19 protein-coding genes are annotated in these 25,066 nt (G+C 36.9%); 6 read left to right on the plus strand and 13 right to left on the minus strand.

Annotated elements, in window-relative coordinates; all coding sequences use genetic code 11:
- Positions 1-168 precede the first annotated feature (168 nt).
- Positions 169-621, minus strand: coding sequence for a thioredoxin-dependent thiol peroxidase (bcp, locus tag H3Z82_RS12880; RefSeq protein ID WP_182205921.1), 453 nt, complete (start codon positions 619-621; stop codon positions 169-171).
- A gap of 37 nt (positions 622-658) precedes the next feature.
- On the opposite strand from bcp, the gene H3Z82_RS12885 reads away from it, so the two are divergent.
- The gene (locus tag H3Z82_RS12885) at positions 659-1,315 is read left to right on the plus strand and encodes an endonuclease III domain-containing protein (RefSeq protein WP_182205922.1); all 657 of its coding nucleotides are present in this window, start codon (positions 659-661) and stop codon (positions 1,313-1,315) included.
- Between the two features lie 283 nt (positions 1,316-1,598).
- On the opposite strand, the gene H3Z82_RS12890 is transcribed toward H3Z82_RS12885, so the two are convergent.
- Complete coding sequence (locus H3Z82_RS12890; protein ID WP_182205923.1) at positions 1,599-2,183, minus strand: RNA polymerase sigma factor; 585 nt, start codon at positions 2,181-2,183, stop codon at positions 1,599-1,601.
- Between the two features lie 227 nt (positions 2,184-2,410).
- Here H3Z82_RS12890 and uvrA point away from each other — a divergent pair, with 227 nt between their 5' ends.
- Positions 2,411-5,194, plus strand: a complete 2,784-nt coding sequence (gene uvrA, locus H3Z82_RS12895) for an excinuclease ABC subunit UvrA (RefSeq protein WP_182205924.1) — start codon at positions 2,411-2,413, stop codon at positions 5,192-5,194.
- A gap of 127 nt (positions 5,195-5,321) precedes the next feature.
- On the opposite strand, the gene H3Z82_RS12900 is transcribed toward uvrA, so the two are convergent.
- Both H3Z82_RS12900 and H3Z82_RS12905 read right to left on the minus strand, forming a co-directional pair.
- Positions 5,322-6,395, minus strand: a complete 1,074-nt coding sequence (locus H3Z82_RS12900; RefSeq protein ID WP_182205925.1) for a DUF3667 domain-containing protein — start codon at positions 6,393-6,395, stop codon at positions 5,322-5,324.
- Between the two features lie 269 nt (positions 6,396-6,664).
- On the minus strand, positions 6,665-7,666 hold the full coding sequence (locus H3Z82_RS12905; RefSeq protein ID WP_182205926.1) for a sterol desaturase family protein: 1,002 nt from the start codon (positions 7,664-7,666) through the stop codon (positions 6,665-6,667).
- 275 nt (positions 7,667-7,941) lie between these two features.
- Between H3Z82_RS12905 and H3Z82_RS12910 the strand changes: the two genes are divergently transcribed.
- Positions 7,942-9,222 carry a hypothetical protein gene (locus tag H3Z82_RS12910; protein WP_182205927.1) on the plus strand — a complete coding sequence of 427 codons (1,281 nt, stop codon included), beginning with the start codon at positions 7,942-7,944 and terminating at the stop codon, positions 9,220-9,222.
- 166 nt (positions 9,223-9,388) lie between these two features.
- On the opposite strand, the gene H3Z82_RS12915 is transcribed toward H3Z82_RS12910, so the two are convergent.
- The 4 genes from H3Z82_RS12915 to H3Z82_RS12930 all read right to left on the minus strand — a co-directional run bounded on the left by H3Z82_RS12915 (position 9,389) and on the right by H3Z82_RS12930 (position 15,025).
- Positions 9,389-10,846: an MATE family efflux transporter gene (locus tag H3Z82_RS12915; RefSeq protein WP_182205928.1), complete on the minus strand. Its 1,458-nt coding sequence runs from the start codon at positions 10,844-10,846 to the stop codon at positions 9,389-9,391.
- A gap of 35 nt (positions 10,847-10,881) precedes the next feature.
- Positions 10,882-12,171, minus strand: coding sequence for a glycosyltransferase (locus tag H3Z82_RS12920; protein ID WP_182205929.1), 1,290 nt, complete (start codon positions 12,169-12,171; stop codon positions 10,882-10,884).
- A gap of 118 nt (positions 12,172-12,289) precedes the next feature.
- Positions 12,290-14,719 (minus strand): YfhO family protein, encoded by a 2,430-nt coding sequence (locus H3Z82_RS12925; RefSeq protein ID WP_182205930.1) that lies wholly within the window; start codon positions 14,717-14,719, stop codon positions 12,290-12,292.
- A gap of 30 nt (positions 14,720-14,749) precedes the next feature.
- Positions 14,750-15,025 (minus strand): DUF4834 family protein, encoded by a 276-nt coding sequence (locus tag H3Z82_RS12930; protein ID WP_182205993.1) that lies wholly within the window; start codon positions 15,023-15,025, stop codon positions 14,750-14,752.
- A 206-nt stretch (positions 15,026-15,231) separates the two neighbouring features.
- On the opposite strand from H3Z82_RS12930, the gene H3Z82_RS12935 reads away from it, so the two are divergent.
- Both H3Z82_RS12935 and H3Z82_RS12940 read left to right on the plus strand, forming a co-directional pair.
- Positions 15,232-16,206 (plus strand): transporter, encoded by a 975-nt coding sequence (locus H3Z82_RS12935; protein WP_182205994.1) that lies wholly within the window; start codon positions 15,232-15,234, stop codon positions 16,204-16,206.
- Between the two features lie 9 nt (positions 16,207-16,215).
- Complete coding sequence (locus H3Z82_RS12940; RefSeq protein ID WP_182205931.1) at positions 16,216-17,337, plus strand: GTP cyclohydrolase; 1,122 nt, start codon at positions 16,216-16,218, stop codon at positions 17,335-17,337.
- A gap of 129 nt (positions 17,338-17,466) precedes the next feature.
- Here H3Z82_RS12940 and H3Z82_RS12945 read toward each other — a convergent pair whose 3' ends face one another.
- From H3Z82_RS12945 to H3Z82_RS12955, 3 genes are all read right to left on the minus strand, one after another.
- Positions 17,467-18,726, minus strand: a complete 1,260-nt coding sequence (locus H3Z82_RS12945) for an aminotransferase class I/II-fold pyridoxal phosphate-dependent enzyme (protein ID WP_182205932.1) — start codon at positions 18,724-18,726, stop codon at positions 17,467-17,469.
- Positions 18,727-18,953: 227 nt separating this feature from the next.
- Positions 18,954-19,994, minus strand: a complete 1,041-nt coding sequence (locus H3Z82_RS12950) for a PLP-dependent cysteine synthase family protein (protein WP_182205933.1) — start codon at positions 19,992-19,994, stop codon at positions 18,954-18,956.
- Between the two features lie 71 nt (positions 19,995-20,065).
- Positions 20,066-22,126: a S9 family peptidase gene (locus H3Z82_RS12955; RefSeq protein WP_182205934.1), complete on the minus strand. Its 2,061-nt coding sequence runs from the start codon at positions 22,124-22,126 to the stop codon at positions 20,066-20,068.
- A 177-nt stretch (positions 22,127-22,303) separates the two neighbouring features.
- Between H3Z82_RS12955 and H3Z82_RS12960 the strand changes: the two genes are divergently transcribed.
- Positions 22,304-22,627, plus strand: a complete 324-nt coding sequence (locus tag H3Z82_RS12960; protein WP_182205935.1) for a YbaB/EbfC family nucleoid-associated protein — start codon at positions 22,304-22,306, stop codon at positions 22,625-22,627.
- A 20-nt stretch (positions 22,628-22,647) separates the two neighbouring features.
- Here H3Z82_RS12960 and H3Z82_RS12965 read toward each other — a convergent pair whose 3' ends face one another.
- Positions 22,648-23,700 carry a glycosyltransferase family 2 protein gene (locus H3Z82_RS12965; protein ID WP_182205936.1) on the minus strand — a complete coding sequence of 351 codons (1,053 nt, stop codon included), beginning with the start codon at positions 23,698-23,700 and terminating at the stop codon, positions 22,648-22,650.
- A gap of 343 nt (positions 23,701-24,043) precedes the next feature.
- Positions 24,044-25,063 carry a threonine aldolase family protein gene (locus tag H3Z82_RS12970; protein WP_182205937.1) on the minus strand — a complete coding sequence of 340 codons (1,020 nt, stop codon included), beginning with the start codon at positions 25,061-25,063 and terminating at the stop codon, positions 24,044-24,046.
- Between the last annotated feature and the right edge of the window lie 3 nt (positions 25,064-25,066).

The raw sequence follows: 25,066 nt of genomic DNA on the forward strand, positions 1-25,066 counted from the left end.
CCAATAACTATATAAGTATAAAGACCTTAGTTTAACATCCTAAGGTCTTTTTTATTTCATTAGTGAGCATTAAGATCTCCCTCCAGAGATTATCTCGAACTGAAATCCAACTTCTCATTAGCAGTTCAATAGAGCCATAAAGATCCTGGGGTCAGCTGGACATGGAAATCATTCCAAAATCTGCTCTGTATGAATTTTAGCTTTTACCTTGTCAATCACTTTTTCAATAATGCCGTTTTCATCAATAACAAAAGTCACGCGATGGATGCCATCAAAAGTACGTCCCATAAACTTCTTTTCTCCCCACACACCAAAGGCTTTAATAACCTCTTTATCCTCATCGGCTAGCAATGGATATGGAAAATCGTATTTATTTTTAAAGTTTGATTGTCTTTTGGCACTGTCGGCACTGACCCCCAATATTTCATAACCTTTGTCTTGTAAATCCTTATAATTATCCCGTAGATTGCAAGCTTCCGTTGTACAAGTTGGCGTACTGGCTTTGGGATAAAAGAAGACCACTAATTTTTTACCTTTATAATCTGATAAAGAAATTGTATTTCCCTGTTCATCCTTTGCTGAAAAATTAGGAGCCTTGTCTCCTGCTTTTAATTTGGTCATAACTGTTTTAAATTTGATATTTGTAAAAATACAACTTATGACCAAACAAGAGAAGGTAGATTTTGTTATAAATACGTTAAACCAGCTGTATCCAACAGTGCCTATACCTTTAGATCATAAAGATCCATACACGCTATTAATTGCAGTATTAATGTCCGCGCAATCCACAGATGTACGGGTCAATCAAATTACACCGCTTCTTTTTGACAAAGCCGACAATCCGTATGATATGATTAAACTCACTGTGGAGGAAATCCGAGAAATCATCAGACCTGTAGGTTTATCGCCAATGAAAAGCAAAGGCATTCACGGCTTATCGCACATTTTAATCGACAAACACGATGGACAAGTACCAAAAACATACGAAGAACTAGAAGCATTGCCCGCGGTAGGACATAAAACTGCTGCCGTCGTGCTTTCTCAAGCTTTCGGTATTCCAGCTTTTCCTGTAGACACACATATTCATAGATTGATGTACCGCTGGAATTTGACCAACGGAAAAAATGTTGTTCAAACTGAAAAAGATGCAAAACGCCTTTTCCCCATAGAAACCTGGAATGATCTTCATCTGCAAATGATTTTCTACGGACGAGAGTATTCCCCTGCAAGAGGCTGGGATTTGGAAAAAGACATCATCACCAAAACCATTGGGAGAGCGAGCGTATTAAAAGACTACTACAAAAAGAACAAGTAAAATTAAAAGTCCCGAAGAGCTCACTCTCGGGACTTGTTAAACTTGACCAATTAAACTTGAAAGTTTAATTGCTCTTTAGTTCAGAAGCGCTTCAAACTTCCATTTATTACATTGTATAACACTTAAAGCCTTAGAATAATTCAAAAGAAAATTTACTGTTTCTTCTTTTGGATTGAGATTGTCATTTTTTTGGGGACATTCAGAGTAAAGTTTTGCCATTATATAGGAGTTTAAATAATTAGAATATAATCCTATTAACGCAGTAAAACTCAATTTAGTATAACTAATTTGTCAAGATTATATTTTTTTCTTCAATCAACTTTCTCAAATTAATCAATGCATAACGCATTCTACCCAATGCGGTATTAATACTCACACCAGTTTTTTCTGATATTTCCTTAAAACTCATATCATTATACATGCGCATGATCAAAACAGCTTTCTGCTCTTCGGGCAATTCTTCTATAATACGCCTTAAGTCAGACTCTATTTGCTCTTTAATCATTTCTTTTTCTGCATCTAAGGACGAATCACTAAGCACAGAAAAAATACTGAACTCTCCCGTATTGGAGAATTTTGGCATACGATTGTTTTTTCTGAAATGGTCAATAACCAGGTTATGGGCAATACGCATGACCCAAGGTAAAAATTTGCCTTCTTCATTATATTTCCCTAATCTGAGCGTTCGGATCACCTTAATGAAAGTGTCTTGAAAGATGTCCTCAGTAATATCTCTGTCATAAACTTTAGAATAGATAAAACTGTAAATTTTTTGTTTGTGTCGAGTGATCAATTGAGAGAGCGCATTTTCGTCTCCTTCTATGTAATTGCTCACCAAAACAGCGTCTGTGATAAGTTCGTGTTTCATTGTTATTACTTTAGCGGCCTAGAGCAACTCTAAGCTTGGGGTTAATCTTTATAAAGTAATATTATGATATAGGCGACTCTGTTTTAGAAGTTTGAGGTCAAATATAACAACAATCATTCCTAAAAAACAAAAATTAAGCCGAAACTTTAACATTTTATTGAACAATAACTTTTTTTCATGACCGCATTAGATGTAGTATCTTTGCATTCTTATATGCAAAAACGACTATGAAGCTTAATCTTTCCGAAGTAAATCCGAAACAAAACATCATTATTAAAGGCGCTAACCTCCACAACCTCAAAAACATGGATGTGGTCATTCCGCGTAATAAATTGGTGGTTATTACTGGTTTATCGGGCTCGGGAAAGTCGAGTCTTGCATTTGACACTTTATATGCTGAAGGCCAGAGACGCTATGTTGAAAGTTTGTCAAGTTATGCGCGTCAGTTTTTAGGTAGACTCAATAAGCCAAAAGTAGATTATATAAAAGGTATTGCGCCAGCCATAGCCATTGAGCAAAAGGTAAATTCTACCAATCCACGGTCAACCGTTGGCACAACTACTGAAATTTATGACTATTTAAAACTCCTTTTCGCTAGAATTGGTAAGACCTACTCGCCTATTTCCGGGAATTTGGTCAAAAAACACACCACCGCAGATGTGTTAAAATTGATAAAATCTTATAAAGACGGCGAAAGGCTGCTCCTCCTCGCTCCCATTTATTTGGAAGCAGGCCGCAGTATGACTGATAAACTCAAAGTACTTCAGCAACAAGGCTATGCTCGTGTTCAGCACGAAAATGAAGTGCTTCGCATTGAAGATGCTTTAGAAAAAGATCTTCAACAAGATGTATTTTTGGTTGTGGACAGAATTATTGTGAAACATGAAGAGGATTTTTACAACAGACTTGCCGATGCTATCGAAACTGCATTTTTTGAAGGTAAGGGCAGTACGATCATTGAATCCTTATCTGATCGTAAACAAACAGTCTTCAATAATAAATTTGAATTGGACGGATTGACTTTTTTAGAACCCAACGTGCATCTTTTTAGCTTTAATAACCCTTATGGTGCTTGTCCTAAGTGTGAAGGCTATGGCGATGTTATTGGTATTGATGAAGAATTGGTCATTCCTAATACCGCACTATCGGTTTATGAAAACGCCATTTTTCCATGGCGAGGTGAAAGTATGAGCTGGTTCCGTGATCAATTGGTAAACAATTCGCACAAATTTGATTTTCCTATTCACAAGCCTTATTTCCAGCTGTCAGATGCACAAAAACAATTGATTTGGGAAGGCAATTCATACTTTGAGGGTCTCAATAGTTTTTTTGCAGAATTGGAATCAAAAGCCTATAAAATTCAGAATCGTGTTATGCTTTCACGCTACAGAGGCAAGACAAAATGTAGCAAATGCCACGGCAAACGATTACGCCCTGAAGCCAACTACGTGAAAATTAATGAGGTGACCATTACAGATTTGGTAACTATGCCCTTAGATAATTTATCGGAATTTTTTGAGCATTTAAAATTGGACGAGTATGACTCAACCATTGCCAAACGCTTGCTGAAAGAGATATCAAACAGACTGTCATTCTTATCTAATGTTGGTCTTAATTATTTAACGCTAAACAGAAAATCCAACACTTTATCGGGTGGTGAAAGCCAGCGTATCAATTTAGCAACCTCATTGGGCAGTAGCTTGGTGGGATCGATGTATATATTAGATGAACCAAGTATTGGACTCCATCCTAAAGATACTGAAAAACTTATTGTGGTATTAAAAGCGCTTCGCGATTTAGGTAATACAGTAATTGTTGTAGAACATGACGAAGACATCATGCAAGCTGCAGACGAAATTATCGATATTGGGCCGGAAGCGGGTACGCTTGGGGGCGAAGTTGTTGCGGCTGGCACTTATGCCGATATTCTTAAATCAAAATCCTTAACTGCTCAGTACCTAAACGGGAGCCTCGAGATTGAGCTTCCAAAAAAACGTCGCACCTCAAAATATCATATCGATATTATTGGGGCTAGAGAACACAACTTACAGAATATTGATGTCACTTTTCCTTTAGAGATGTTAACAGTTATTACAGGTGTTTCTGGGAGCGGTAAAAGTACGTTGGTCAAAGATATCTTATATCCATCCATTCAAAAACATTTGACGGGTTTCGGAGATAAAGCAGGTCAGTTTTCAGAATTAAAAGGAAATTTCAATAACATAAAACACATTGAATTTGTTGATCAAAATCCAATTGGCCGCTCGTCCCGCTCCAATCCTGTAACCTACGTCAAGGCTTATGACGATATCAGAGGCCTATATGCCAATCAAAAGTTAAGTAAAATACGGAATTATCAAGCCAAGCACTTTAGTTTTAATGTTGATGGTGGCCGTTGTGAAACCTGTAAAGGTGATGGCGAAGTGACCATCGAGATGCAATTTATGGCTGATGTTCATTTAACATGCGAAACCTGTGACGGGAAACGATTTAAAAAAGAAGTACTGGAAGTCACTTTTGAGGGTAAAAACATTGACGACATATTGACAATGACCATTGATGACGCGATTGCTTTTTTTGAAAAACACAATGAATTAAGAATACAAAGCAAGTTACAGCCCTTACAAGATGTTGGTTTGGGTTATGTGACTTTAGGTCAAAGTTCTTCCACCCTTTCTGGTGGCGAAGCGCAACGAATTAAATTGGCCACGTTTTTGGGCAAAGGCTCAAGAAGTGACAATGCATTATTTATTTTTGATGAACCCACCACAGGATTGCACTTTCACGACATTAAAAAATTATTGAAATCTTTTCAGGCATTGATAGCACAAGGACACTCTATTATTGTCATCGAGCATAATCTCGAACTAATAAAATGTGCAGATTATATTATTGATTTAGGTCCTGAAGGTGGTGCCAAGGGCGGAAAATTAGTGGCAGCAGGGACGCCTGAGGAATTGGTGAAGCAAGAAAATTCGGTGACTGGAAAGTATTTAAAAGAGAAGCTTTAGTTGACGTTCAGTCATCAATTGACAGTTTATAGTTGGGAGTTAGCAGCTTTCAAGAGACTGTATGGGTTGCAAGTTAGTGCGCTTCGCATTTAGGTGTTATTTGCCTTGTCGGCAGACAAGAGGTTCACTAATAAAATAAAAAAGCCATTAATCCCATAATCACAACTGCAAATGGCAGCACCATTGACAGAAAGAAAAAACTAATAGCGCTGCTCTTTATAAAACTTAAAATATAGCCTTGGTCATAAAATCGTTTAACCCCAAAAAATAAATAAAAGAAGGCTGAAAACATGGTTAATGTCATGATCCAGCCAGGAAAGTCTTTCCAGATTAAATTGGCAATTACCAAAAAGCTAAATACACCAAAAAGAAAAGCAAAAAAGTAAAAAGTAAAAACCAGGTGGTGTACAAACTTTCCTTTTCTGATATAAAATAATTTTAAAATAAAAGCAAAAATTGGCAGAAGCATAAACATGGCCAGAGGAATACTATCCAAGAAGGCTTGTAAAATAGTGCCTCCACTTTTAGTTTTAAAAAATTTCAGAATTTGTTTATACATTCGTTTGGTGAGATACCCGTCGCTGGTCTTCATTCCCATCTTTCTATAGAGTTCTTCATCTGAAGCACCAGCAGCAATCATTGAATCTATTTCCATTTCATTGATGTCTATATTAAAAATTGAATTGGATGAACTCTTATTAACGTTTTGAACCGAGTCTGTCACCTGCACTAGCTGCTGTTTTCTTAGACGCAATGAATCCTCATTTTTAAGATCAGATTTATTTACATATTTTTCAGTTGGGTTCTCTTTTGAAACTTTTTTAAGAGAATCCCTATAGAAGTGACTTTGTTCAATATCCTTTTTAATGGCGCTATCAATGTTTTCTACTTGTTTGCGACTAACAAAAGAAAACAAAAAGAAAAAAACGATTGAAATAAACAAATACATCTGAGCTGGATGTAAATACATTAACCTTTTACCTGAAACAAATTGCTTGGGAAGATGTCCCGGCTTGAGCATAAGAGGAAAAAAGCTCTTGAAAAATCGAGCGTCAACAGAAAAATAATTATTGATGGTATTGTTAAAAAGAACATTTAAGGTCAATTGATCACCCGCTTTCTGTCCACAATATGGACAAAACGGAAGATGACTCTCAAATTGTTGAATACAGTTATTGCATTTCTTAAGAGATCTTGACATAGAGGTATCAGATTAAAGCCTATAAATGTAAATAAAATAGCTTTTCTTTCTACCGAAACCCCAAGCGGTTTATTGACAAATTTTAGATTTAGAAATCCTCTCAAGTCTGGCCATTAAATCGCGGTTCAAACCTAACTTAATCTTTTATACAATAATGTTTGAAGCTCCTGAGCACCTTAGAATAATAAAATATTAGTGGTAGTTAACAGCTGCCAATACATGGGTTAAACTGACAAGCATAGAGAGTTATGAGGTTTTCGTTGTTAAACCTAAACGTTGACCTTTGACGTATAGACTTCATCATTTAGCTCCCGCTTCATCGGCTCAGGTTTTTTTTGATTGGTCATTTGAAGTTTTTCCAAAGCCATTTCTTTCCTAATCTGTTTTACGGTTTGTGTACTGCCGTCATGGCTCCAACCTGGAGGTCCAAAAACATACATAAACTTGTGCTTAAGGTTTTTTGATTTTTTCATATCCCTCCAAATATCAGAATACTCATGGGTCAAAATCACCCATATATTATAAGAATCGGGGGGACTGGTAACCCCATACGCTATTTCCACGTTTTCATCAAGCTCTTTCCAAGTACCAAAAATTCTGTCAAATACGTTCAAGATTCCTCCATGATTTTTATCCATATACTCAATATTACAGGCATGATGAACCTGGTGCATGGTATGGGTATTTAAAATTTTATCTAAAAACCCTAGTTTTGGGATAAATACCGTATGCAATTGAAACTGCCATAGCGCTTCAATCCCTAAACACACAACGAGCATTTCTGGTGGGAAACCAATAGCTACAATCCAGACATAGAACAAGGGTTTATAAAAAATCGTAAACCAGCCATTTCTGACTGCTGTACCAAGATTAAAATTATCGGATGAGTGATGGACAATATGTGCTGCCCAAAAGAATCTGACCATATGATTTTGACGATGAAACCAATAATATGAAAAGTCATCGCACAACATGCAAAATACCCAAACATACCAAGCATATCCAAAAGATTCGTAACCCATAATGTTAGTCCTGACGCCATTTACCAGAGGATTAAATACATCATAAACAAAATTGAAAAGAAGAATAACGGTTACAGTTTTAACCAGAGGCGCAATCAATGCGGACCCTACCCCCATTCCGAGACTTGAAAACAAGTCGCGCCAATTGTAAAGATCTTTATGATTGTGAGATTTGCTGTAAGTAAGTTCTAATAAAATAAGGCCTATAAAAAAGGGAACCCCATATACAAGGGGATTGGTAAAATCCATATAAATATTTAAAAAAAGCCTGCAAGGTTCACGGCTTATTGTTGAAAGGGAAAAGATAGGTATTAATTTTTGTCTTTGGCAAGTCCTGTGTATTAATTTAAAAACGTTTTATAACCATAAGGTTGGGTATATAACGGTTTTTGCTCAACGCGTAATAATTATCCATACAAAACCACACAATAACACAAAGCCCTGAAGCTCAGTAGCATAGTGCAAATCAACGAATCTTGGCACATTCTTTGTATTTTACAGGTTGAACAAAAAAATAAACACTCATGAAAAAATTAGCTCTACTTTTTACTGCAGTGTTCCTAATTGGGACATCGGTAAACGCAACAACCACCAACAACGCTAAAGATTATTCATACAATAATGGTACTTATATGGGATATGGCAATTCCTTTATTTTTACCGAAGGTGGTATTGAGTTTTCTGTATTCCCTGATGGTCAATTTGATTTTTACGCTCCAAATTATGGTCCGAGCGCCAATGTTTCCATCAACACCCCTAATATCTCGTTTAGTTTTAATACAGGGTATGACTACGGTCCATATGTACAATATGACGATTATGGCGCCATTATACAAATAGAAAATATACCTATTTATTATGACTATTACGGTCGAATCACCCAAGCGGGTAATGTCAAAATTCGTTATAATAATTACGGACACGTCAGTCGTGTAGGTAGTTTACGAGTTTTTTACGATCGTTACCACCGTTTTACACATTATACCGGCTATATCAACATTTATAACCGAGTATATGTACACAGACCATGGCACCGTTATTATACCGTTCCATCTGTACACTATCGTGTGGTATATACAAGACCATATAGACAATATTATACCCCGGTGAGACACCACTATTACAGACCTTATACTAATAATTATAGAGAACCCGTAAGATATACACCACGTCGTAGCAGTTCTATTAGTTCAGGTAGAAGAACTACGGTTGCAGCCAATTCACGTGTGAGTGATCGTTATCGTCAGGAAGCAACACCACGCAGAAGCACAAATGCAACTGCTAAAAGAAGTTCGAGAGCTGTTGGTACTTCAACACGCAATACAACGGCAAGGCGGAATAGTGAATCCGCAAATACCAATCGTAATGTTTCAAACAGCACCACTCGGAAAGCTTCAGAAAGAGGAGTGAGACAAGCTGCGAATAGGCGTACTGTTCAAACTACAAGAAGCAACAGTCCTATGGTCAACAGTAACTCTTCAAGAAGTGCGGATAGAAATAATAATGTTAGAAATTCCAGAACGCGTAGCACTTCACGAACCGTCAACAGTACGGCAGCAAAGGTAAGCACATCAACAAGAAGTGCTAGTGTAAAATCAGCCACAACTCGGACAAATAGAGCTCCCGCGGTAAATAGAAGTACGAGTCAACGAAAACCAAAAGCTGCTGCAAGTCGTACATATAGTAAAGAGCGAAACACAAGTAGAAACGCACGTGCGACGCAAAGTACCAATAGAACAAACAGCACGGCTAAAAGACAAGCTTCACCTTCAAGGTCAAGATCGACACAAGGTAGAGGAAATTAACAAATAAATTTTTTGGTTGGTTAGTGGAAAGTCCTGCAGGAGTATGCCTCAAAGCGCCTTGTGGGATTTTCCCTTTTTATAATCTTTTAAAAACATATTTTCCAGTATACACGCTGCAAAGAAATAAAATTGCAAAAAACCTAATTATAGACTAATAGGCAATAAGCTATTTCACTTTTAAATACTTACGGATCAAGGCACTAATATCCCCAGAAACATTCATCTTAAAAATTAGTATCACATACGTTAATGTAATCACAGCAGACTTTAGGGCAATGTTGATCAGAGGATGAAATGGAAACTCCCAAAAATAGAAAATACTTACCATTATAATAATCAAAAAGCTGACCTTACCCGTATCTAACGTAAAAGGCATCATGTCAAACTTACGTTTTACAAAATAGATTTTAATGGTATTGTAAACAGCAATGGCAATAAATGTTGCTAGTGCTGAGCCATTGATACCATATTTCGGAATAAAAATCAAGTTTAAACCGATGGTAAGAAGCGTCAAAATCACACCAAAAAGTAAAACGACCCTATAGTAATCACTATTGAACAAGATCACATTATTGCACCCCATCAAACAATCGTATAGTTTTGCCATACTGATTAAAAATACTACAATAAGTCCATCACTAAATTGCGCTGGAATGGTTTCATATAGGGAGTTTATGTTCAATACGATCAACAAAAAAATAAGTCCGCCGATTATAAATAAAGTTTGCGAACTCCTCACATACAAATCTTCCAGAGCCACTTTGTTTTTTTCATTTAGGTATTGAGCTGTCAATGGTTGCAAAATCTGCTGCATAGCTCTTGAAGGCACTACAATAACCGTCGCAATATATATCGCCACCCCATAATAGGCCACTTCTTCTATGGGAATATACATGCCCAACATAAAACTATCGATATCCAAAATAACGCTTGCAATAGACCCTGCAAGAATAATCAGAAACGCATATTTTAAAACAGCATTCAATTTGTCAATTCTATTAAACTTAAAAACTGGCAGCCTGATGCTAAAAGCATAAAACATCATAATTAGCATTCTAAGTCCGTACACTCCAATTACACTGCCAATAAAAAAGTCTACTGATATCCATTCAAAATAGACACAAAATAAGAGCAACATAATTCCAATACGATGAAAGACTTCTTTCATAAAGTTCCCGAACACCGTTTGCAATTGTGTTTTGGACCAAGCAAAAAACACTTCAAAATAAGCCATTGCAATAGCGGCAAAATATATATAGCTCACATAGGCTCCAATAATTGGATTCTTTTCCGATAGCAAATCTGCAATAGTTTCATATGCCACTACCCCAATCAATCCGATGGGAATAATAAATGCCAATGGTAAAAACAACATGAGTGTCAAGAAACTATTGAGCGAGTTTTTGGTCTTAAATGTTGAGTAAAACTTAATGATAGTATTGTGGACGCCAAAAGCCATTAAAGGCATCATTATCGTGGCGGTGGAGAGGATAAAAGAGATTAAACCATAGTGGACATCAGAGATAAAGAACACATAGAGGTACAAAGTATTCAATGCACCAATGGCAAAACCGACGTAAGTGGTAACGGTGTTTTTAAATGATTGGTTGGTAACTATTCCCATAAAGGTTTAAAACTCGAAGATAAGAATTTTGCGCTTTAAGACAAGTCATTGATAAGATCTGCCAGCTTTTTCGTCAATGCTTTTCTGCTGTACTGCTGTAAACCTATCGGATATGATGCTAAGGCTGAGTTTTTGAATTCTTTATAGCAAGAAAGAAGGTGCTCCTTTAATTGAGCCCCATCATCATAATAAAAATATCGGCCTGTATTGGTTGACTGTAATATACGTTCTACATCTGAGTCTTTAGGTCCAACTGAAATAATAGGTGTTTCAGCTACCATGTATTCAAAAAGTTTCCCCGGTATAATAGCCTTGGTATCTTCAGAATCAATCTCTATCATCAATAACAATTGCGATTGTCTCTGGGAAATTAAAGCTTCCTTATGATTGACATAACCAACAAGAGCTATATTTTGCTCAGGAATGAATTTTTTGACTTCATGAAGCACCTCAGCACTGACCACACCAATTAATCGTAAAATAAATTCATGTCTGAAGTCTTTATGTTCATCTATAAGTTCACCTAAAACTTTCCATAACACTATAGGGTTGCGTTCAGACAATAATGATCCGATATGAGCCAAAGAAAATTTTGAATCCTTGGATACTTTAATGAGTTTATGGTTGTCATAACCGTTTGTAATTACGGTAATGGGTTGGTTTGATTTTGTTTCAAACTCTTTTTTCGTGTTCTGACTCGTAACAATAATATGATCAGCTGTAGTAAGCACCTGTTTTTCCAACTGCTTGTGCTTTTTAGTGGCGCTTACGCTCAGTTTTAATTTTTTATGATATCCAATCGTCGTCCATGGATCTCTGAAATCGGCTATCCAAGGTATTCCCAATTGGGTCTTCAACTGTAATCCAATTAAATGTAGACTGTGAGGTGGTCCCGTTGTAATGATTATTTCAATGTTTTCCTTTCGGATATATTCAGACAAATAGTTCACGGAAGGTTTCACCCATGCTTTTCTCGCATCAGGAATAAAATAATTTCCTCGTACATACAACATTAAGCGCTGCACATGACTTTGCTTCTTTGTCTTCGGAATTACCCCTGAACTGATGGTTTTTGACGATTGTTTCGAAAAAAATTCAGCCAGTTTATAAGGTTCATTTATAGGCTGTTTTACGATGGTGATATTCTTAGGGATTTCATCTATCAAACTGTCATCAAGCATTGGATAGCTTGGGTTCTCAGGAATGTACACTACAGGATGTACGTTGTAATCAGGTAAATATTTTACAAATTTCAACCAGCGTTGCACCCCAGGACCTCCTGCAGGTGGCCAGTAATAGGTGATGATGAGTGCTTTTTTTTGCATATTACAAATTCCTGCGAATGCAGTAAACCTTCAGGTTTAGTTAAGCTGATCTATTAATTTATACAAAATTTCCTTAGTCCAAATTAAGTTTTTCCGAAAGAAACACTTAATCAGAAACTCAGTCTCTTGAATCTTGAGGTTCTGGTCTTCGAACTAATATGACGATCCCTCCCAAAATCAAAAATCCAAACAAAATTGAACTCGCCAACGCAATCGTACTTCCTGTTTTGACTACTTGAGGTTCAAATTTGAATTCAATGGTATGTTGTCCTTTTGGAATAGGCAAACCTCTCAAAACATAATCTACACGGAAATGGGGTTGCAATTCGCCATCAATATAAGCATTCCAACCGTCGGCATAATAGATCTCTGAAAAGACTGCAAAACCATCAAAATCATTATTAGATTGATACTTTAAGTAATTTGGCTTATACTCTACAATTGAAATAGTTGAAGAAGCATCGGTACTAAATTTTGAAGACGGTATTTCTTGTGTGGTGACTGCTTTAATTTTAGTGTCCAAACTATCTAAAGCAATCATTTCTTCATTGGCAGAATTTACTTTTTCCAATTCAGAAATGAACCAGGCATTTCCATTGGCCTCTACATTTTCGTAAGGAAAAATATTACCTTTTTCATCATCGGCGATAATATATTTTGTGTTGAGCATATTCAGCACGTTCATATTGTTTTTGGCAATATGGAAATCAAAAAGCTCGTTATATCGCCCAAGTTTGGCCGCGTGATAACCACTCAATGAGTTGTGAAAATAGGATGCTCTGGCAGCACTGGAGGTCACATCAAAGACTCTGAAGTGTCCATCGTCCTTCATAATTTCCAAATCAGCCGCGTTAGCCTGATAAGGTTTATTCACCTGTAATGACGGGACAAAGTTTTCGCTGTTGACATAACGCCTATCAACACCTACCAAATCAATAAGAATCAATGCAGCAAATACAATTATAAGTCCATTCTCCGACAGTTTTTTCCTTAAAAACAACAAGATTCCACCAGATGAAAGCAACACGAGTATTAGAGTTCGTAAGGTGTCATAAGTAAACATGGCTTTTCGGTCAGCTTTGAGTGCATCTACAAAACTCTGACCATATTCTCCATATGCTTGTCTATAATACCCATCATTGGCACCTACAAAGTCAAAAGACCCTTTAAAAAGGATAAATAGAATTGCAATACCTGCTGAAATTCCAGCAGCTAATTTTAAGGCTTTTAACTTATGGTCTCTTTTTTCTAAATCATTGAACAAGCGCACCAGTCCAAAAACAGCCAATATCGGAATACAGAGTTCCAAAATCACCTGAATGGAAGTCACCGCCCTAAACTTATTGTACATAGGTACATATTGAATAAAGAAGTCAGTTAAAAAACCTAAATTTTTTCCATAGGACAGCAGTAAAGACATAACCACACCACCAACAAGCCACCATTTTAGTCGGCCTTTAACCATAAAAAGGGCAAAAACAAACAAAAACAGCACCACAGCACCAACGTAGGCTGGAGCTTCAACAATAGGTTGATTTCCCCAATAAGTAGGTGTGCGCTTTACTTCTCTTAAAGCCTCAATAGGACTTGCGCCAATGCTTGTATAAAACTTATACATTTCGGAGTTCCTCCCTACATCTTCCCCATTTCCACCACCTAAAAGTCGTGGAATAAAGAGGTTAAAAGTTTCTAAAAATCCGTAACTGTATTCCGTAATGTAGTCTCTGTCCAGACCGTTAGAAATTGCTTTGGTTGAACCATCAGGATTGATTGTCAACTCACTCTTACCACGGGTGCTTTCCTTAACATATTCTTGGGTTGCCATGATATTGGTGGCGTTTAAGCCAATAGCCAAAATAACAGCAACTACCATTATCCCCACTGATTTAAAGAAATGTGGCACCAACTTCTTTTTATAAGCGTCATAAAGATAGACCGCTCCCAATACCAAGACCAGCAACATTAAGTAATAGGTCATTTGATAGTGGTTGGCACTCAACTCAAGTGCCATAGCGACCGTAGTCAATAAAAATCCGAAAATATACTTTTTCTGAAAAACGAGAAGAATTCCGCTTAAAACCAAAGGCATATAAGCAATAGCGTGGGCTTTACTATTATGGCCAACTCCTAAGATTATTATAAGATAGGTAGAAAACCCAAAAGCTAAAGCACCCAATGCAGCCAATCTGAAATCAACTTTAAGGGTTAGGAGTAAAATGTAAAACCCAATAAAATAAAGAAAAAGATAATCGGCTGGTCTTGGCAAAAAGCGCAAAACGGAATCTAATTTTTTGATATAGTTGTGTGGATACAAAGCCCCTAACTGATACGTGGGCATCCCCCCAAAAGCACTGTTTGTCCAATACGTTTCTTCTCCAGTTGCAGCCCTGAAATCGGTTTGCTGCTTGGACATCCCGATATACTGCATGATGTCACTCTGAAAAATCTGTTTACCACTTAAAACCGGGCTAAAATAAGCCAATGAAAGTGCAATAAAACCAATAATTATTAAGACATGTGGAAGAAATTTTCTTACAGACAAAGCCATGAAGTGTTGAGGTTGTTTAGTTGGGGTAAATTAGTCAATTTCTTCGTAATCTATATATTCTCCTACTTTTTTATCAGAAGATTGACGCTGCTCTGGCATTTTATCAATTACCGTTTCGCCGTCCTTAGGGCGGTTTCTATCTGGCTGCTGTTGCTGAAACTGTCCCCCAAAACGTTCCTGCATTTTTTTTGACATATAGCGTACGAAGTATGGAGCAAAAAGTCTCATAAGAATTTTTACACCATAATACACCAATAAAATTATCAAAATGGTTCTTAGGAAACCAATAAGGGACGCCATTTGCATGATGAATCTAAATTTTTTCCAAAAATACAATTCTTCGCATTTAAAAACGGATTTAAATGCTTAAATATTATATAAATTATCGCTGCTTCGGTTGGTATCATCGCATATCCGAATTATCTGCCCATCTAAAATATCATTTTATGAATCGATTAAATTTAATTCAAAATCAAAAAAAATATGTAGTTTTGAGCCTAACAGATAAGTCAATGAACCCGATCAAATTTTCAATAGTATTTATACTCTTCATTTTATCACAATTCACTTTTGGTCAGTATACAGAAGTCATTAATTCCAACAGGCCTGGAGTTTCACAAAGTGCTTTTGCCGTTGGTCCAAACGTTATACAATTTGAGGCAGGCCCATACTTTGTTAAAGAAGAACATACGCTCTTAAAATATGATGTTTCAGGTTTAGGGGCAGATTTTGCTCTACGATACGGATTGTTGTTTGAAGAGCTTGAAATCAATGTACAAGGAACTTATCAAAATGATACAAAAACCATTAACACGTCAAGTATTCCATTTGACGAGAAACGTTCCAACTTTAAAAACCTTACAGTTGGCGCAAAATATATGATCTATGATCCGTATAGAAATGCAGCTGAAGAGAAACCCAATTTGTACAGCTGGAAGGCTAACCAAAGGTTTAAATGGAAGTCCTTGATTCCTGCTGTAGCCATTTATGCCGGTGCCAATTTTGATACGAAGAATAATCCTTATACCGCACCAGGAATTGAAGGATTTAGCCCGAAGATTGGCATCATTTCACAAAATAATTTTTCGGGAGGTTGGGTCTTTGTCATTAATTTGATTAAAGATAGAATAGGCACGGATTATTCTGATTTTCAATATATTTTAACTCTAACCCATTCATTTAACCCCCAATGGGTTATTTTTGGAGAAACGCAAGGCATTCACAGCGATTTTTATGCCGATAATCTTTTTCGATTTGGAGGCGCATATCTTTGGAGCAAAAATTTTCAACTTGATACCGCTTTGACCTTTAATACAAAAGATACGCCCTCTGTATTTGGAGTGAATTTTGGAATGTCCTACCGTTTAGACTTTCATCAGGACAAAGAGATTGACAATGGCAATTCAGCCAAAGACGAACTGCGAAGTCAAGAACGAAAAATCCAAAATGAAAAGGAAATCGAAAAAAAGAAAAAGGGCAACTTATAAGACCACTTTATGATTACAATTAAAGAAGCAAGTTCACCAAAGGATTTAAAGGCATTTGTAAAATTTCCCTTTGAACTTTACAAAGACTCCAACAATTGGGTCCCTCCTATTATCAAGCAGGAAATGGAAACCTTCAATAAAAAGAAGAACCCTATATTTAATGATGCTGAAGCTACCTTTTTTTTAGCTTACAGAAACAATGAGATTGTTGGTAGAGTTGCGGCAATAATAAATTGGTTGGAAGTAAATCAGCAAAAGCAGAAAAAAATGCGCTTTGGTTGGTTTGATGTCATTGACGATATTGAGGTCACCAAGGCTCTTTTGGCTAAAGTACATAATATAGGAAAAGCTCACAATCTTGACTATGTTGAAGGCCCTGTGGGTTTTTCAAACTTAGATAAAGTTGGATTACTGACTGAAGGGTACCAGTATTTGGGAAGCATGATTACCTGGTATAACTATCCTTATTATGTGGATCATTTCAAGGAGCTGGGGTACACGGATGAGAAACTATATTCTGAAAGTCGCTTTCCTTTTTCCAATGTTCATCCCGATTTCTTTCTCAAGGCTCAAGAATTGATCAAAAAACGCTACGGCGTAAAGGCATTGGGGTTCTCTAAAACAGAAGAAGTGATGCCTTACGTTGATAAAATGTTTGATCTTTTTAATCAAACTTACGCCTCTCTGTCCTCTTTTGTTGCAATAACTGACATCCAAAAGGAATATTTTAAAAAGAAATTTATCAGTTTTGTCAATCCCGAATACATCAAGTTTGTCGTGGATAAAAATGATGATTTGGTAGCTTTTGCTATTGTCATGCCTTCATTTGCTAAGGCTTTGCAAAAAGCAAAGGGTAAATTATTCCCTTTTGGCTTTAGACATATTTTGCACGCAAAAAAGCATAGCAAAGACGTTATTTTTTATTTGATAGGCATTCATCCTGAATATCAGAACAAAGGTGTTACCGCGCTTATTTTTAACGAATATTATCATGAATTCAGTAAAAAAGGCATTCAAAATTGTATTCGTACTCCAGAATTAGAAGATAATTTAGCCATCCATCAAATTTGGAAACATTTTAAACCTAAAGTCTATAAGCGAAGAAAAACAGTGAGAAAGGATATTGAGTAATCACATCCCACATTAGAAAATACTCCATATCAAAAATGTACCCAGAGATTGGACGATACTTGAGCTCATAAAACCAAAAATCCCAATTGTTAAATTGGGATTTGAAGTTTTATATTTTCAGTGTTCAGTTTATTCACCCATCGCTGCTGCAACAGTTGCGGATAATCTTTTGTAGGTTCCATTTTCCAAACGGGTTCTAATCGCATCAAAAGCATCTAAAGTTTCATTGATATCATCAATGTCGTGCGTTGCTGTTGGAATCATTCGGAGTAAAATTAATCCTTTAGGAATAACTGGATAAACCACAATAGAACAGAAAATTCCGTGATTTTCACGTAAATCCTTGACCAAAGCCATCGCTTCAGGAATACTTCCTTTTAGATATACTGGCGTGACACAACTTTGTGTCGTTCCAATATCAAATCCGCGTTTTTTGAGACCAGATTGTAAAGCGTTGGTGTTTTCCCAAAGCTTTTCTTTCATTTCTGGCATGGTTCTCAACATTTCCAAACGTTTGCGCGCACCAACTACCAATTGCATCTGTAGTGATTTAGCGAACATTTGTGAACGCAGGTTATATTTTAAATAATCGATAATTTCTTGATCTGCAGCAATAAAAGCACCAGTACTTGCAAGGGACTTCGCAAAAGTTGCAAAGTACACATCAATACCATCTTGAACGCCTTGCTCCTCTCCTGCTCCAGCACCTGTTTTACCGAGTGTTCCAAAGCCGTGAGCATCATCCACTAAAAAACGGAAGTTGAATTTTTCTTTAAGCGCTACAATTTCTTTCAAACGACCTTGCTCACCACGCATTCCAAAAACACCTTCCGATATAACCAATATACCACCGCCGGTCTGTTCTGCCATTTTTGTAGCACGTTCCAAGTTCTTTTCCAGACTTTCTATATCATTGTGCTTATAGGTAAAACGTTTTCCCATATGCAAACGAACCCCATCAATTATACATGCATGGGAGTCCACATCATAAACAATAATATCATCTTTTGCAACCAAGGCATCAATGGTGGATACCATACCTTGATATCCGAAATTTAGAAGATACGCAGCTTCCTTATCAACAAACTCCGCCAACTCATTCTGTAAAGTTTCATGAAGTTCAGTATGTCCAGACATCATACGTGCTCCCATTGGGTAGGCTGAACCGTAATCTTTTGCAGCCTGGGCATCCGTCTTTCGAACTTCAGGATGGTTTGCCAAGCCTAAATAATCATTGATACTCCATGTAATTACATCTTTATCACGGAATTTCATGCGATTTGAGATCTGGCCTTCCAATTTTGGAAATACAAAATAGCCTTCAGCTTGAGAAGCCCATTTTCCAAGAGGACCTTTATCTCTATAAATTTTATCAAATAAGTCTTTCATGTATTGTTACTGTTTTTAGGACATACGCAGCCTTTTCAACGAACTTTGGTGATAGTTCATGAACAATGGCGTCATCATCTTCGATTAGCTTAATTAGTTTGGACAAAATTAACCAAATATCTTTTCATAGCATAATTAAGTTATAAACCGCTGTTTATAAGATTTTATAATACAAAAAATCCTACAACTAAAGCCATGAAGTTATAGGATTGTATATGTAATTTTAGTTATTTTATATATTGAATAGTTTCTATTGTAGAAACTTTTTTACTGTCAAAAAAGCCTTGTTCGTCCATCCATTTATCGCTATATATCTTACTCATATAACGCGACCCATGGTCTGGAAAAATGGCTACTACCTTATCACCCGGTTTAAATTCACCGCCTTCATTTAGTTGTTTTATGGCTTGCATAGCAGCACCACTAGTATAACCAACAAACAAGCCTTCAGTACTAGAAATCTCCCTTGCAGAGTGGGCACTTTCTTCATCCGTCACTTTCACAAATTCATCAATAACATCAAAATCAGTGGCTGTCGGAATTAAATTTTTCCCTAATCCTTCAATTCGGTATGGGTAAATTTCATCATGGTCAAACTCTCGAGTTTCATGATATTTTTTCAAGACTGAACCATAAGCATCCACCCCGATAATCTTTATATCTGGATTTTGCTCCTTCAGGTATTTTGCAGTTCCTGAAATAGTGCCTCCAGTGCCACTACAAGCTATCAAATGTGTAATTTTTCCTTCTGTTTGCTCCCAAATTTCTGGACCAGTACTATTATAATGTGCATCAATATTAAGCTGGTTGAAATACTGATTGATATATACAGAGCCTTTTGTTTCTTCGTGCAGTCGTTTGGCAACTTCATAATAAGATCTTGGATCATCTGCACTAACATGTGCAGGACACACATAAACCTGTGCACCCATTGATTTGAGCATGTCAATTTTATCGGCTGATGATTTTGAACTTACCGCCAAAATACATTTGTACCCTTTTATGATACTCACCATGGCAATACTAAAACCTGTATTTCCGGAGGTGGTCTCAATTATGGTATCTCCTGGCGTTAGGATTCCTTGCCTCTCCGCCTCTTCTATAATGTGGAGTGCAATGCGGTCTTTTGAAGAGTGACCTGGATTGAAAGCCTCTACTTTGGCATAAAAATCACCATCATAGTCGGCTGTCATTCTGTTTAATTTGATAAGTGGCGTATTCCCTATGAGTTGCAATACGTTATCAAATACCTGAATATTTTTCTTCATAAATGCTATTTATCAATTACAATTTAGAAAATGTAATTTAAAACCTTGCAAAAATACGGATTTTTTTCGATTTAGGCATCAATATTCTCTAAATCTAACAAAAAGGCATACTCCTCAGCATCCTCCCTTAAGGCTTCAAAACGCCCAGAAGCCCCACCATGTCCAGCTTTCATGTTAGTTTTTAAAAGTAATTTGTTACTGTCGGTTTTAAAGGCTCTTAACTTGGCCACCCATTTGGCAGGTTCCCAATATTGTACCTGAGAGTCATGAAGCCCAGTGGTGACTAAAATATGAGGATAATCTTGTTTTTTCACATTATCATAGGGCGAATACGTCTTCATATAGTCGTAAAATGCTTTGTCATTTGGATTTCCCCATTCGTCATATTCGCCTGTGGTTAGCGGTATGGTATCATCCAGCATTGTCGTCAATACATCTACAAATGGCACTGCTGCAATTACACCTTTATAAAGTTCTGGTGCCATGTTAATAACAGCTCCAATCAACAATCCCCCTGCACTTCCACCTAAGGCATACAAATGATCAGGAGACGTGTAATTTTTAGCGATCACATATTTAGAGCAGGCGATAAAATCGGTGAACGTATTTTTCTTCTGCATAAGTTTCCCTTCCTCATACCACCTGCGCCCTAAATATTCTCCACCCCTTACGTGTGCAATGGCGTACACAAAGCCTCGGTCTAATAAGCTTAATCGAATACTCGAAAAATACGGGTCTATAGTATGTCCATAAGAACCATAAGCATATAACAGTACGGGATTTGTACCATCTTTTTTGATGCCTTTTTTATAAACCATGGAAATAGGCACTTTTGTACCATCGTCGGCAGTTGCCCACACACGTTCAGAAGCATAATTATTCTTATCAAAATTGGGATCTAAAACCTCCTGTTCCTTAAGAATGGTTTTTTCTTTTGTCACCATATTAAAGTCGATACTGGATGACGGAGTAGTCATGGCATTATAACCATACCTTAGGATATCCGTATCAAACTCAACGTTGGTGGAGGTGTAAGCAGTGTAAGTTTCATTATTAAAGGGGAGGTAATAATCTTCCGTACCATCCCATCTTTTGATGCGAATATGGTTCAGTCCATTTGAACGTTCGCTAATGACCAAGAAGTTTTTAAAAATATCGATATCCTCGAGCAAAACATCATCTCTATGAGGAATAATTTCCGTCCAATACATCAATTTAGTCTGCTCTTCAGCTGTTTTCATCAATTTAAAATTGACCGCACCATCGGCATTGGTCACGATATAAAATTGGTCTTTATAATGGGCTATACTATATTCCAATCCTCTGATACGTTCCTGAAAAATCTTAAAATCAGCATCAGGTGTATCGGCATTTAAGATATAATACTCGTTGGTCATGGTACTGTAACAAGCAATAATCAAATATTTTTTTGATTTCGATTTATAAATAGTCACTCCAAAAGTATCATCTTCTTCATAAAAAACAAGCGTATCATCTGCAGAAGCGCTACCCAATTGATGCTTGAAAACCTTATCTGAACGCAGTGTTTTTCCGTCTTTAACCGTGTAGAACAAGGTTTTATTATCGTTAGCCCAAGTGGCAGAACCAGTGGTATTTTCAATAGCGTCAGAAAATGTTTCATCGGTAAGTAAACTTTTGATTTGCAGTGTGTAATTACGTCTTCCAATGGTATCCACACCAAAAGCAATCATGGTATTATCGGGACTCACACTCAAACCTACCAATTTAAAATAATCGTGTCCTTCAGCCATCACATTGCAATCAAAAAGCAACTCTTCGGGATTCTCTAAAGTATCCTTCTTTCGGAGATAAATTGGATAATCTTTTCCAATTTCATATCTCACTATATACCAATACCCGTTATATTTATAAGGCACCGACTGGTCGTCTTCCTTAATTCTGGCCTTCATTTCTTCAAAAAGCGAATTTTCAAAACTCTTATATTTTGAAGTGACCGCCTCATAGTAATCATTCTCTGCATTGAGATAGGCAATGACGTCCTGGTTTTCTCTGTCATTTAACCAGAAGTAATCGTCTTGGCGCTCATCGTTATGAGCGATCAGTGTTTTAGGAATTAGATTTGCTTTTGGCGGCTGAATGTTTGGTATCATTTCATCTGTTTTAAATCGGATTGCAAAAATACCATTTTAAAGAAGAGACGGCAAAGCGAAACCATAAAGATGCAGTTTAACTATTTTAAAAATCCATTTAAAAAATTAAAGACCGCTAAGACTTAGAAGCTGTCTAAATCTTTTTTTAACTTTGTTTAAAATTTAAAACTGAAGAATATGTTTGGAGATATGATGGGCATGATGAACAAGCTCAAAGAGACCCAGAAAAAAGTTGAAGAAACTAAAGAGCGTTTAAACCATGTTATGCTTGATGAGCAAAGTAGCGATGGAAAGCTAAAAGTAACATTAACGGCCAACAGAACGATAAAATCTATTGCTATTGATGATGAATTATTGCAGGACAAAGAAATGCTTGAAGATTATTTGATTCTGACCTTAAATAACGCGATTGAAAAGGCCACCGGCGTCAACGAAGCAGAGCTCGCCGCTGTAGCAAAGGACGGCATGCCGAATATCCCTGGATTGGATATGTTTAAATAACCAATATTTTTCTGAATATATTATTTCAGGATCTTATTTTTTAGCTTAAATATTGGATTAGCGATTCTAAAGAAAAAATAAAACCGAGGCTCCGTTTTAAAAAGCCGTACCATAACTTGATAAGTAAGTCCGTTATAATCTTTTCCTAATAAAGAGTCCAAAGGAAACGCCTCTATAGCCGTCATTTCATTCATTCTTAGCTTTACCTCTTCAATGCTCATGGTGGATTTAAGCATTCTCATCATAGAGAAAAACACGAGCGACTGTTGTTTGGCTTTGATACGCGCTATACAGATTGGGTTGGAGGTCTTATTTTCCAAGTTTTTAAGAATAGGGTCAAAAGCCAAGGCAGCATTTTGCATATCTCTAATCAGCTTATTATAATGGCTCGGCTCTCTATTAGTCAAGATACTTCCAGGAGTTTCTCTGTAGCGATGGGCATCCAAATGTAAGTGCGCCATTTTTTTTGCTTTTAAAAACACTCCCAAAGTAAAGGCCGCATCTTCCAAAAAGCGTCCTTCTTCAAACTCAATTCCTAAGCCATCCAGAAACTTCCGATTAATGACGTACCACCAAGCTTCATTTCGGTATGGTAAGTTGGCCACGTAATCTTCGCCAGATACAATCTCAGAGAGTTGCGGAGCCTTTGTTGAGGCCTGATTTTTTTGGTCTATTAGCGTAGCAGCATCAAATGATGGTAACGATATAAATCTTTCAGACCAAAATGTCAGAACCTCTAAATCATAATTTTCGCACGTATCAACTATGGTATTTAAACAGTTTGGAAGAAGAAAGTCATCAGAATCCAAAAAATAGATATACTTTCCGACGGCGTGTTCAATACCACAATTTCTGGCGCTACTAAGTCCACCATTTTCTTTAGAAATAACTTTAATTTGTTGGTGTTTCTCAGCGTAGCTTTCCACAATCTCCAAACTTCCATCAGGGGATCCGTCATTAATTACGATTATTTCATGATTATTGACATCAAGCCCTTGGTTTAGCACACTGTCTAAACATTCGGCAACGTATTTTTCAACATTATAAACTGGAATAATAATACTTAACCTCATAAATTATGTTCATTCTAAGTTCACGGCTTTGCTGCCATAAGAACATTTGAAGCTTCTCTGCTTGATATGTATAAAAATGCATCTTGGTCCAGCACTGCTGATCAAGGCCATTAGTTTGGAAGTTACTATTCATTTTACATAAACAGCAAACATCCTGGCAAAGATAAGAATCTGAACCAACAAACAAGCTGGTTAAACTGAAAGTAAAGACAAGTTTTTTTTGTGATAAAAGATTTTTAATCGCTAATTACCATTTTACAAAACCTCTCTATTTATCAATCTATGAATCAGCAACATACAGCTCATATTGTTAAACGCCTAAGGTTTGCTTCTTTATGTCAGGTTAAGAGTTTTTTAAGACATCAAGAAACCTGTCGTGCATTTCATCTGTATAATCCAAATGTGTGACAATTCTAAGCTTACCACCACCCATACTGCTCAATCGTATGTTTTGGTCTGCCAGTAGTTTTAGAAATTTTGTATCGTTTTTATTGTCTACTAATTCAAAAATGATAATGTTGGTTTCCACAGGCTCCACCTTTTTGATAAACTCAAGTTTTGACAATAACTGTTCTATATCTTTAGCTTTTTGATGGTCTTCAGTTATGCGCTCAATATGATGATCTAAGGCATAGAGACCAGCAGCAGCCATATAACCTACTTGGCGCATCCCTCCTCCCAGAATTTTCCGAATTCGCAATGCATTTTTCATAATCTCTTCGTCACCAATAAGAACGGATCCTATAGGACATCCCAGGCCTTTACTCAAGCAAACTGAAATGGTATCAAAAATCTGCCCATAGTCTCGTGCAGTTTCGGGTTTTGCAATCAATGCATTCCAGATACGCGCACCATCTAGATGGTACCCCAAATTATGATCGTTACAGACTTTTCGTATGTTTTTAAGCTCTTCAAAGCTCCAACAGGAACCTCCACCTCTATTGGCGGTATTTTCAACTTCTACCAATGCGGTTAGCGGACTGTGGTAAAAATCGGGGGGATTGATTGCTTCAATTACCTGTTCCGCAGTGAACATGCCACGATTTCCTTCCAATAATTTACAAGAAATACCACTATTGAATGACGCACCGCCACCTTCGTAATGATAAATATGTGAATTATTGTCGCAAATCACCTGGTCTCCTGGAATAGTGTGAAGTTTTAAGGCTGTTTGGTTGGCCATGGTCCCTGTTGGAAAAAACAAGGCTTTCGATTTACCGAACATATCGGCCAAGCGCTCTTCAAGCTCATTTACGGTTGGATCTTCTTTATATACATCGTCACCAACTTGGGCACTCATCATTGCCTCCAACATGCCTTGGGTCGGCTTGGTAACAGTATCACTTCTTAAATCTATAATCATCGT

The sequence above is a fragment of the Gelidibacter maritimus genome (assembly GCF_014062315.1).
Lineage (GTDB): Bacteria > Bacteroidota > Bacteroidia > Flavobacteriales > Flavobacteriaceae > Gelidibacter > Gelidibacter maritimus.